Annotated in this window: 8 protein-coding genes; 6 read left to right on the top strand and 2 right to left on the bottom strand. The window is 57.9% G+C overall.

Annotation, left to right across the window (positions count from 1 at the left end; genetic code table 11):
* The coding region (locus tag KBY74_RS11375) for an ATP-binding protein (protein ID WP_254942807.1) at window positions 1–2500 on the top strand (2500 nt) is incomplete at its 5' end.
* Window positions 2501–2797: 297 nt separating this feature from the next.
* Window positions 2798–4389 (top strand): IS3 family transposase gene (locus KBY74_RS11365; protein WP_396123181.1). Its coding sequence is split into 2 segments (ribosomal slippage): window positions 2798–3268 and window positions 3271–4389, totalling 1590 coding nucleotides; the frame shifts between segments, so codons are not numbered across the junction.
* Between the two features lie 359 nt (window positions 4390–4748).
* Here KBY74_RS11365 and KBY74_RS11360 read toward each other — a convergent pair.
* On the bottom strand, window positions 4749–5918 hold the full coding sequence (locus tag KBY74_RS11360; protein WP_254942805.1) for a hypothetical protein: 1170 nt from the start codon (window positions 5916–5918) through the stop codon (window positions 4749–4751).
* A gap of 247 nt (window positions 5919–6165) precedes the next feature.
* Between KBY74_RS11360 and KBY74_RS11355 the strand changes: the two genes are divergently transcribed.
* From KBY74_RS11355 to KBY74_RS11340, 4 genes are all read left to right on the top strand, one after another.
* Window positions 6166–8052, top strand: a complete 1887-nt coding sequence (locus KBY74_RS11355; protein WP_254942804.1) for a DNA-directed RNA polymerase subunit alpha C-terminal domain-containing protein — start codon at window positions 6166–6168, stop codon at window positions 8050–8052.
* Between the two features lie 118 nt (window positions 8053–8170).
* On the top strand, window positions 8171–8338 hold the full coding sequence (locus tag KBY74_RS11350; RefSeq protein ID WP_254942803.1) for a hypothetical protein: 168 nt from the start codon (window positions 8171–8173) through the stop codon (window positions 8336–8338).
* Window positions 8339–9101: 763 nt separating this feature from the next.
* Window positions 9102–10739 (top strand): ATP-binding protein, encoded by a 1638-nt coding sequence (locus KBY74_RS11345; RefSeq protein ID WP_254942802.1) that lies wholly within the window; start codon window positions 9102–9104, stop codon window positions 10737–10739.
* Window positions 10726–10884, top strand: a complete 159-nt coding sequence (locus KBY74_RS11340) for a hypothetical protein (RefSeq protein ID WP_254942801.1) — start codon at window positions 10726–10728, stop codon at window positions 10882–10884. The genes KBY74_RS11345 and KBY74_RS11340 overlap by 14 nt, the downstream gene beginning before the upstream one ends.
* A 21-nt stretch (window positions 10885–10905) precedes the next feature.
* On the opposite strand, the gene KBY74_RS11335 is transcribed toward KBY74_RS11340, so the two are convergent.
* On the bottom strand, window positions 10906–11308 hold a 403-nt coding region (locus KBY74_RS11335; RefSeq protein ID WP_254942800.1), incomplete at its 5' end, for a tetratricopeptide repeat protein.

Genomic DNA, 11308 nt, shown 5'->3' with positions numbered 1-11308 from the left:
TCGACCCAAGACCAGCTACGTTTGCCACGGCTGCATGAATGGCAGCAGAGACGTCATCTTTCCTGACAGCTACCGGGGGCAGGTTTACATCGAAAAGCTGGAGAGATGGATCGATACCGGCCAGCACAAGATCCTGATCACCGGCGAATCCGGAGCCGGCAAAAGCGCCCTAATCGCCAACTGGATGGAGGCCCATCACCAGGCCTATCCAGAAGACTTTCTCTATGCTCACCATCTGGGTTGCAGCAACGATGCCAGCGCCATCCGTCCGATGCTGGCACGGTTGATCGAAACCGCCAAGCAACAGCTGCCTGAGGTCTATAGCTACTCACTTCAGGTGCCGCAGGACTGGTGGGAGCTGGTGGCCAAAGCGGCAGAAGCCCTGCAGAGCCTGGGGCGCTGGGCAAAGCAGAACAACCACCGTTGGATCTGGATATTGGATGGCCTCGATCGGCTGAATCCAGATGATCAAAATGCTTTGCCCTGGCTGCCGCTCGCCATTCCAGACGGAGTGCTGATCGTGGCCAGTGCGTTGGAGTGCCCAACCAAGGAGATCCTGGTCAATAGGAAGTTCAATACCCTCACCATCAGGCCACTCCAGGAACGAGAGCAGCGTGTGTTGGTCAAGCAGTACCTAGGCCGCTACGCCAAACAACTGGTCGCTGAGCTGCGCATCAAAATCCTGAGCCACCCGCTGGCCGGTTCACCCTTGTTCCTGCGGGTGCTGCTAGAGGAACTGCGCCAATGCGGCCGCTATGACACCTTGGCGGAGCAACTGGATGGCTACCTGACAGTGGTCACCATCGATGACCTCTACGAGCGAGTGCTGGAACGCCTTGAGGAAGACGGTAACGGCGAAAACGTCCGCAAGGTGATGACAGCGCTCTGGGCCAGCAAGGCAGGCCTGAGCGAGGAGGAACTTCTATCGATTAAAGGGCTGGCGTCGCTGGAGTGGGTACCCATTGATTTGGCACTCAAGGAGGCTTTTGGCAGGAATGGAAACCTCCTCCTCATTGATCATGACTACCTACGCAAGGCTGTTGAGAACCGCTATCTTACTTGTCAAGTAGATCGGCAACAAGCTCACAGTGATATAGCCCAGTGGTTCGAATACAAGGATGAATGGGATGTCCGCAAGTCGGAAGAGTTGCCGTGGCAGCTTTTAAGGGCTTTCAATGGAGACTTGTTGCTTGATATTCTCTCTAGAGAACAGCCCATGCTGAGCTTGCTGCGCCTACTGGATCCTGGCGTGGTCTATCAATACTGGATTCAAGCCTGCTGTCAGAGCAAGAATAAGAGATCGATAGAGACGGCTATTCAATCAATATTTGATTCAATCAAGGCGAAATCGAGAGCAGAGCAGGATAATGAAGTCACACTTGACATTGAAAATCTCTTGGGGCTATTGAAGATAGCCGGGGGCGGGGACGGCAATCTTGCATTGAAAACCTGCAGGTATTATCTTGAAATTTATGGAGGGAATCCCGGGACCAGCCTCCAGGCGCTAGCAATTAAGGAGACTCTGGCAGACTGCAGCAGACTGGATGATAAACTGGACTTATACGCCAATCTAGTCGCATGCTACCGAGAGCATTATCCAGATCTAATCTATAAAAGGCTGCGTATTGAGCTAAAGACTGCGAAGAATTATGCCATATCGGGAAAATACGATAGAGCGAATGAGCTATGTAAACTCGCTGAGGCCGCACTTCAATCCGACTCGTCTATAAGTCCACCAGTCAAGATTGAGCTTAACTACAGGCTTTCCGATGCCTACATGCAGATGTTTAACGAGGATGCGGCGATTAGACTCATGGGGAATTCTGAAAAAATATGTGATCACTGTTTTGGCAGCGAAAGCCTCGCAAAGCTTGATATACTCATTTTTCGTAATCTTGTCAAGGGCGAGAATGGCAGCAGGAGAGATATCGAAAGGTCCAAGGAAGCGCTTGAGTTGTGCAGAGCTCGCCTAGGCGCAGAACATCCACGCTGCATTGCGTGCCTTGAATCATACACGATCAATTTGCAAAAGCAGAACAAAGTCGGATGCACCGAGAAATTATTAGAGCTAAAAGAGCGCCGCTATGGAAAATGCTCTGGCGAATATCTTTTTAGCTATGCTTCTTACGGTGTTTTTTTTATTCGCCAGAAAAAAGCTCAAAGAGCTCACGCGATTCTTGCTGACTGCTACGAGTTGCATTGCTCATTTTTTGGAAAGGAAGCAGAGCCAACGCTAGCCGCCGCCTTCTATTATTCAATAGCATGTTTGTTGCTAGGCAAAGATGTGGAGGGAATTGAATTATTTGCGAATGCGCTCTTGATATCAGTAAGCTCCCTAAAGGCGGGATTTTATGCCAAGAATGACGAAGTCTTAGAACGGATTGACGATCTTGCAGGTTGGTTCGGTGCAGCCTTTAAAGGCAGCCGCCTTTATCAGCGCAGGACAGTGATAAGGCTCTTTACGGAAGCCTTGAAAAGGCAAGAGCAGATCTCAAGCTGAGCAAGTTCTAATGCAAGCTTCTTAGCTTGTAGTCACCCTTCTCAGGCCTGGCTTTGCCGCAGACTGGGGGGAGGCCCGCAGCAGCTGTCCGGGTCACGCCTGTATGCAGAGGCAGTCGCTTAGAAAGTAGAAGGTAGGAAACGCCATGATCACTTCTGAAATCAAGGCGGTGCTCCAAGAGCATGAATCCTTTAGGGATCGCCACGAATCCATCAGAAACTGCGAGCAGCGGCCCCCGGTTTCAGGAAAGTTGTCACCCCTGTGATCAGTACACCCGGGGGCTTGAGGACATGAGCAATGCGTCGTTACAGCGAGGCTGTTAAAGCTGATGTGAGGAGGCGGATGAGTCCGCCTCACAGGCAGAGCGTGGCTCAGATTTCAGCAGAGCTGGGCATTCACATCGTCACCCTCTACAACTGGAGGAAGGCCTGGCGGTTGCAGGGAGAGGTGGTGCCGGCTTCCGAGAAGGAACCAGAGGGCTGGAGTGCTGCCGACAAGTTCACGGTGGTGCTGGAGGCCGCTGGCCTGAATGCCACTGAGCTCAGCGCTTACTGCAGGGAGAGGGGCCTGTTCCCCGAGCAGGTGGAACGTTGGCGGCAGGCAGCGCAGGATGCCAATGAGAAGCCAGTGCTCACTTTGAAAGAGCAGAGAGAGCTGGAAAAGCTCCGTGCCCAGGACCAGCGGGAGATCAAGGCCCTCAAGAAAGAGCTGCAGCGCAAGGAGAAAGCCATGGCGGAGATGGCAGCCTTGCTGGTGCTGAGAAAAAAGTGGGAAGCCTTCTGCTCGGAGGACGCGGAAGGCTGACCAGCGCCGCTCACCGGCTCAAGGCGATTGAGCTGATTAACGAGGCTCATGCCGCTGGTGCGGGCCTGGTCAGCGCCTGCAGCGAGATCGGCATCTGTCTGCGCACCCTCAAGCGCTGGCGGAAGGCTGTGATCGGTGATGGCGATGGTCACGATCGCCGCAAAGGCAGCCCACGTCTGGTCTCGCACAAGCTGAGCGAGGAGGAGCGCCAACGCATCCTGCTCACCTGCAACCAGGCTGAGTACGCCTCACTGCCGCCAGGGCAGATCGTGCCAGCCCTGGCCGATCAGGGGCTGTACATCGGCTCGGAGAGCAGCTTTTACCGGGTACTCCATGCCCATGGCCAGGTTCACCGCCGCGGTCGTGCACGGCCACCACAGGAACCGCGCCCCGTTCCACGGCTCAGGACCTCAGGAGCAAACCAGGTGTGGAGTTGGGACATCACCTATCTGCCCACCACCGTGCGCGGGATCTGGCTGTACCTCTACCTGGTGATCGACGTCTGGAGCCGCAAGGTCGTGGCCTGGGATGTGGATGAGCGTGAGGATCCAGCCGTTGCAGCGGATCTGGTCAGTAGGGCTTGCCTGAGAGAACGGATCAGCAAAGGCAGGAAGCAACCCCTGGTTCTCCATTCCGACAACGGCAACGCCATGCGTGCAGCAACGCTGGAGAGCCGCTTGGAAGAACTGGGCGTGCTCAGGTCGTTCTCACGACCACGGGTATCCAACGACAACCCGTACTCGGAATCGCTGTTCAGGACGGTGAAGTATCGGCCTGATTACCCCCGCAAGCCATTTGCCTCCAAAGAGCAGGCTTGTCAGTGGGTGGCCGCGTTCGTCGATTGGTACAACCACCAACACCGCCACAGCGGCATCAAATTCGTGACGCCCCAGCAACGTCACCATGGTCAGGCTACGGAGATCTGCAGGCACCGTTCTGTCGTGTATGGACAGGCCCGCCAGCGCCATCCAAGGCGTTGGTCGCGATCAACCAGGTGTTGGCGTCAACCGGAGGTGGTCTGGATCAATCAGCCGCCGGATGAACTCAATGAACCAGGGCAGCTACCGTTGATGCAGGCGGCCTGAAAGGCAGCCCAGGAGTGACACCTTTCCTGAAAGTCACCGCGGCGGATCAGCCTGTTGCACCCCTGTGTTGGCCGGGGGATCCAGGGCGCCTAGTAGCCAACGGGCCAAGACTCGCCAGGCCTTTTGCCCCTGCAGTAAAGCCAATAGCTAGTGCGCTTTTTGCCCGTAAAGAGCCAATTTTTTGCTGATTGGGAACGTGCGTGATCGCTATCCATTGCAGGTGGTGCAGGGGCGGGCCCGGCCTGGAAGAGCTGTTGGGTCTAGACAAATCCATCATTCATAACAGCCCTCAACAACCTGGTGGGTTTGCGCCTTGAAATCGAGTGTCACATTCAGGCCGAAAAGAGATGCAAGACTGATTAAATTATTTTCGTTGCCTTGTCACGTCGAATACGATTGATTTCACGGTAGCGATCAGTATTCTTAACCTGGATCGGCCACGGATACTGCTGTAAAGCACGCTCTAAGGCGAGCAGCATCGAGAGCAGATCGTTGAATGCAACCGGGCGTCGAGGAACGATCTGGTCGGCAGCGAAGGGGGTGGCATGGGCCATCCAGTTACCAAAGCAACGAATTGTGTTTAGGTCAGCCAAAATCCATGGATCAAAGTAGCGGCTCAGAATGGAAATTCCTTCGTACAAAGATTGATTGTTTATATCGCCGCCTAACCTCTTACTGATTAGTTCCTGCTGTACGAGGGATTCCAACAATTTTCTGGCTGACAGTCCCAGAACCAGGGGCACCGCAGTTCCAGCATCTAATTGCCTTTCGATAATGGCAAGATTTTCAGCCACGTCTGGGATGGTGATTGTCTTCCCGCAACGTTTCCTAAAAAAAGTAATTGTTGAGAGCAGGCTTTTAAGCTGGATCTGTTGATGCTCCTTCAGCTCTAAAGGCTTGTAATCAAGTGGGGTCCGATTTAATTGCGAATCAATTTTTTCACAAAGTGCCTGCAACGGCTCCGCCTTTTTGTCAAAAATCACGAGTTGACGCAGCTCGGGCACATGACGAAAGCCATTGCCGATGGCGCTGATCATGGCTGGATAAAGCTGTTCAGGTTTTGCCTTCTGGCGGCCAGTGTTGAGCAGTGGTGTTGCAACGCTGTTGCATTTGATGCCATGCAAAGGCAACAACGAGAGCAGGCAAAACAATTGCTGAAAGACCTGTTGGTCTGTCGCTTCGATCGGCCCATTGCGTGGGCTTTCTACAACGGCCAGGCGGCTGAAGCGGGTTAGAGATCCTTCTGGCCAATTCGGCGGGATGGCCAGCTCTTCTAAGGGCGGGGTGATCCAGGCCCGAATCGTGCTAGCAGCCCGTAGATCCAGGGCTGGAGTCTCTTGCAGCTGCTTCACCTCCAGGCCGCAGCGATCGCGCAGCACGGCCACCATGGAGCCCGGTTCACCTTCGTAGTAGTTCTCCCACGCCGAAATCACCAGCAGATCAACGCTGATTGCCTCTTCGAATAGGTCCCCAGCAGTCACCACCACAGTGCGACCAGGTGCTGCATCGAAGGCATTGAGCTGGGGCATGCAACCTCTCGCGTGCCTTCATTCTGAGGCGTATAGGAGCCGCCGTGATTGGCGCCATGGGGCCGGTGACGAGTCAAGCCCTTTCCACTTGGGTGGCTCGATCCTGCACCCCCGTCGAACGACGTGGTCTGACCCGCTGGCTCGCAAACGCCCAGACCTTTCAACGGACCGGCGGTCGTCATTCGCACGTGTGCGCCGCCTGAGTCGGCCAGGGCTTTTTCAATGGTGACATCACCGCACTGACGCCATGACCTGTCTTTACCCCAATGCCCTCAGCCAGTCCGATGGAGATCAGTCAACCAGCAACCCCATCCTGACGTCTCTCCTGCTGCAGGCCGTTGAGCACCTGCGGCTGCAATGGCGCGCCCTTGGCCTCGCTGGCGATCCGTTTTTGCAGTCGGCGGCGGTGCGTCCCTGCCTAGAGCGTTTCAACGCCCGCAAGCTGCACCGAATCCTCGGGCAGATCATGCAGCTCTGCGAAGACTCCGCCAGCTGTAAGGCCCTGGCCGAGGTGCTCCAGCGTCAAGCGCTCTCGCCGTTGGAGGCACCAGCGCTGACCTCGCTAGTGCTCGAACTTTCGCCGCTGCTTGTCTGTGTCCCCCTAATGCAGCAGAGCCCCCAGCCCGTATCGAACGGAGAGTCTCTTCTCTCCCTACCGCTGGACGCCAATGTCCTCAGCATTCGTGCTTCCAATGCACTGCGGCGCAATGGTTTTCATAAGCTGGGGGATCTGGTGGGCGTGGATGAGCAGCGCCTAGGGCACTGCCGCCACCTCGGTGCCACTTCGATCAGCGAGCTGCACAGCCTGTTGGCGGGATACGGACTGAGCCTGCCATTCAGCGCTGAGGACGCTCAGTCCATCTCCACACCCAAGCCCATCGCCGCAGCGGTCACGCAGCAATGTGACCCTGCGCTGGATCTACTGGTCGATGACTCCATCAATCGCCGCTGGTGCGAACTGGCCGCTGCCTGCATTCGCGAGAAGGCGTCCACAACGCCGGCCCTGAAGTTGATGAAGACGTTGACAAGTCTCTGTGATTCTGAGCCGGAGGCCCTGGCTCGGCGGCTGGGGGAACTGCAGCAGCTGAGCGCCATCCTGCAAGCGATCCAGTCCAGCGGAACATCCCCGGGCACGGCCAGCATCGGCGGGGCCGCAGAGATCCTGCAACGCAAGTTGCTGGAGTGCTACGCCCAAAAGTTCAGCGGCGTATTCCCTGCGGGTACCTGGTTGCGGGACCTGTGCAAGGCCATGGGCCGTCCAACTGCTGTGAACATGCTGCTGCTGCACATTGACGGGCTTTCGCTCGATAGGATCGGCTCGCTGACTACACCAGCGATCACCCGTGAGAGGGTCCGCCAGAAACTGATGGCAGTGGTGACACTGGTTGGCTGCACCATTGGGGAGTTGCGCGATGAAATGCGTCGCTCACGGGAGCAGCAGCAAGGGGAACAGGGCGACCAGCTGCTGCGGCAGTGGATCGCAACCCATGGACGTCTCCCCCACAGCACTGATCCAACCTTGGCCGATCTGGATGCATACGAGGCTGCCAGCCAGAAGCCACTGTTGGAGGTGGCGAGCGCCTCGCTGCAGCAGAGGCTGCAGACCTACGACGCGCTTGGGATAGCTGTGCCTGAGGCGGAGTGGGATCTGCAATATCAGGTGATTTGCCAGCGGGGCGGACATCTCGGCACGGGGTACTGGCACACCATCGAGCCCCTGAAGCAGTTTCTACCGCGCTTCTCAGAGATGCAGGGCGAACACGGGCGGATGCCGCTGCAGACGGAGCTGCCGCCTGCCGTTCATGGCGCTATCACCCGTCATGGCGGGCAGGGCCCCGTGGCCGAGGCTGTTCACCTGCGCTACCGAGGCCAATTGATGGGTAAGGGCTGCCGCAGGTATTGGACCCAGGAGCGACTCTCAGAGCTGTTGCAGCACGTCGCTGTGCACCATGGGCTGCCGGCCGGTGCCATGCCCAGCCAGGTGGAGATCCGCCGTTTTATGACCTCTGGCACTAAATCCGAGTACACCGGCAAACGGCCGGAAACAGTGCTCCTCGCCTTGAAGGGTTATGCCCGCGTGAGCTGGCAGGAAGTGGCCGCAAAGTTCGACCGCTATTACAGCCAAGAGGGCTGAGCTTCGAGATGGTGCTGATGCAAACGGGGCCCAATAGTGGGCCCTCCCCTCGGAAGCCTCCCTGACTGTCCGACGACAATTCCGCTTTGACCATTCACCCCTTTATCAATCCTTCAAAATGACATCCGAACAACTCAATCAACTAGTCGACACAGTGCGCGAATCCTTCCTGCATCGGATCGATTCCGAAATCGACCGAGCCATGAATACGCTCAGTATCTCTCAGCCCATCAGCGACCAGGAGTTCGATGAGGTGATCAATCTTGTACTCGGATACAGCAGCTAAGCAGTACGAGTGACCAACCTGCTGCCATAGGCACAACAGATTTGTGTGGTCAGCGAAACCCGCATCAAACGCTCGGCGTTATTCGCATTGTGATTTCAGCGTTTCTTGCGGCGCACAGGCTGCAAACAAGACCCACTCGATGCAGCCGGGTTGGGGCTCAAGGGAACCAGGAGGCGGGGCCTGGATCCTTTCAGTCCCAGCCCAAGTTCCACACCAAGGCCTGGCGTGCGGGCTAGTCGATGTCCAGCAGAACACGAGATGCGGCCTGTGGCGTGGCCGATAGCGCTTGGTCACATGCCTTGGGGCCTTCTATCACCAGGGCACCGGCCGAACCAAGCAGCTCCCTCAGTTCAGCATCCACGATCCAGGTGGTGTAGGCAGTTACTCAGGCTCAGCGGTGAGGGGGGAAACATCACCAGCTCAATCATCTAGAGCTGGAGTTCTGTTGTGGGTAATGCTGGCTCCCCGATGCGGATTATGCGGAAGAGCTGGATGGGGCCTCACGATCGTGAGGCAACAGTGGCTACGCCTTCCCCATGCCAAATGCCAAAGGCCTGAGGCCTTTGATGGCAGCTCTGGGCCGTGCCACTGGCCACGCTCTGGGAACTGTGACGTCAGAACCAGCCAACTGACCACTGAAACCAGAAACAGACCCCTCCCGCCGCTGCGGTGAGCCCCCAGCCCAGCCGGCCGTCATTCGCACAGTGGCCCCGCAGCAGAAGCCCGCACATAGGAGGCTTGCGGCAGTTTCGACCCAACCTAAATGACCAGGCAGAGCGAAGGCTGGCTTTCGATCAGCACCGAAGGCTTTGCGGCGATGAATGCGGCGCGGCCGGCTGAGCACTTAATCAAGGAGCTGGTGCAGAACGCCCTGGATTCGTTCGTGGAGGGCGATATGGGCCGGATTGAGCTCCGCTACGGCAGCGAAGCCGGGGGTTTTGTGGTGGAGTGCCGCGACAACGGCTCGGGTATCAGCAACCTCAGCGATCTGAAAGTGGTGTACCTCACCCACAAGACCGATAGCCATCTCAAACGCGGCCGCTTCGGGCGGGGGTTCAAGGAGGCTCTCTGCATCGCGGAGGAGGCCAGGGTGAGTAGCGGCGGCCAGCAGCTGGCGTTTCTGCAGGAGAACGGGCAGCGGGTTACGCGTCAGGTAGCGGTACCGGAACAGGGCTATAGCACCACGGTGTGGATGCGGATGCCATGGCCGGAGGAGACGCGTGAGCGGCTGGATGGCTACTTCGCGCAGTTCCTGGTGCCGCAGCGCATCGAGCTGGTGGTGAATGGTGAGCGAATCAGCTCCAGGGCTGTGGAGCATCAGGTGAATGCCAGCATCACCACCGAGCTGTATGACCCGATCAGCCAGAGCTGGAAGAAGCCGAGCCGGAGCACCACGATCCATCTGGTGCCCACCAGCGATGGAGAGAAGCCCACCATCTACGAGATGGGCATTCCGGTGGCGGCTGTGGACTGGACGATGCCCTATCACTGCGATGTGCAGCAGCGGGTGCCGATGAACCCCAACCGCGATGCGGTGGCGTCTGGCTATCCGGTGAAGCTGCATATGGCCTGCCTGCCCACGCTGCTGGAGCAGATGGATGAGGCTGCCGTGAAGGACGAGTGGGTGGGCCATGCCGGCCGCCGCTGTGAGAGTGAGGTGCAGAAGCGGATCATTGCCCGCGCCTTCGGGGAGAACATCGCCCGCTCGGTGCCAAGGATGGGCGAGCGCCATTTCGATGAGGATGCCCGCGAACTGGGTGTGCAGGTCGTCAACACGGCGCAGGCCAGCAGCGGCTTCCGCGACATGCTCAAGGTGTTCGTGCCCTCAGCCCGGGAGGTGGTGCGCCACGATGAACTTGCCAAGGCGAAGCGCGCCGACAGTGAGAGTTTTTCCATCGAGGCCGCCAGGCAAGCGGGGGATGTGCGCCAGCAGTGGCTGGAGCGGCAGGGTGGAGCGGAAGCGGTAGGGCGCTGCCTGGAGTTTGCGGTGTGGTTCTGCCAGCAGCTGGTGGACACCTGCCCCGGGCGCGAGAACCGCGTCAGCGGCCAGCTCACCCTCAATCACGAGGCCGGCGTGACCCTCTATGCCCACTGGAGCACCACGAATGTGCTCACCTTGGCGCTGGATCAGCCGTGCTTCTGGCAGCACCCACTGGGCCCTGAATCACTTCAGGTTTTGATCCACGAGGCGGCTCATGCACTGAACATGCACCACGGCCTGGAGTTCCGCCAAGAGCTGGAACGCCTGGCCGGCGTTGCCGCCAGTCTGATGTTGCTCCGGGGCGCTGAGGTCCACGAGCGGTTTGCAGATCTAGTGCTTGGCAAGCATCGGGCCGTGCACGGGGACGCCAGTGGGCAAGGAGTCGAGAGACTGACGCAGCTGATCAGTGTTCAGCGGTGATCAGGTCCAGCAAGTCGCAGGCGGAGGCAAGAAGGTGCCGGTCCTCCTCATCGGGGAGATCAAGGTTGCCAAGGCTGGCCTGCAGTTGCTCAAGCAAGGGAAGGGCTTCGGCATCGCGGCCCAGCTTCTGCAGTACGCGTGCTAGGTCCAGCCGCTTGCGGTTGGTTCACAAGGAATCGGGCCCTTCGTGCTCGTGGCGGTGATCGAGGGTTTGCTGGGCAATGGCGGCCGCTTCCTCCAGCCTGCCGGCTTCCTCAAGGGTCTTGGCCAGACCTCCCAGCGCCCGACCGATCACGAAATCGCTGGGCTTGAGCACCTGCTGGCGGTCTTCCAAGAACTCACGAAACAGGGTTTCTGCTTCCTCTAGTTCATCCAGCCAATAGAGATCATTCGCAAGTAGGCGGATCGAGATAAGGGTGCCGTGTGCACCGCAGCCATTCCGTTTGGCTGCCACCTCAAGTTCCTGGCGGCGCAAAGGTATAGATTCGCCATATCGCTCCTGATCAGATAGCAGAGTGGCCAGCATGAACCTTGTGAGGTTTGTGTTGGGGTGCTCGTGTCCCAGCAGT

Source organism: Cyanobium sp. A1C-AMD (assembly GCF_024346495.1).
GTDB lineage: Bacteria > Cyanobacteriota > Cyanobacteriia > PCC-6307 > Cyanobiaceae > Cyanobium_A > Cyanobium_A usitatum.
Note: the sequence above shows the minus strand (reverse complement) of the source record. Positions and strands in the feature narration are given on the sequence as shown.

Excerpts from the sequence above, each read along its gene's own strand:
- KBY74_RS11360 (WP_254942805.1), bottom strand. The coding sequence starts at position 5,918 with ATGCCCCAGCTCAATGCCTTCGATGCAGCACCTGGTCGCACTGTGGTG.
- KBY74_RS11355 (WP_254942804.1), top strand. The coding sequence starts at position 6,166 with ATGACCTGTCTTTACCCCAATGCCCTCAGCCAGTCCGATGGAGATCAG.
- KBY74_RS11350 (WP_254942803.1), top strand. The coding sequence starts at position 8,171 with ATGACATCCGAACAACTCAATCAACTAGTCGACACAGTGCGCGAATCC.
- KBY74_RS11345 (WP_254942802.1), top strand. The coding sequence starts at position 9,102 with ATGACCAGGCAGAGCGAAGGCTGGCTTTCGATCAGCACCGAAGGCTTT.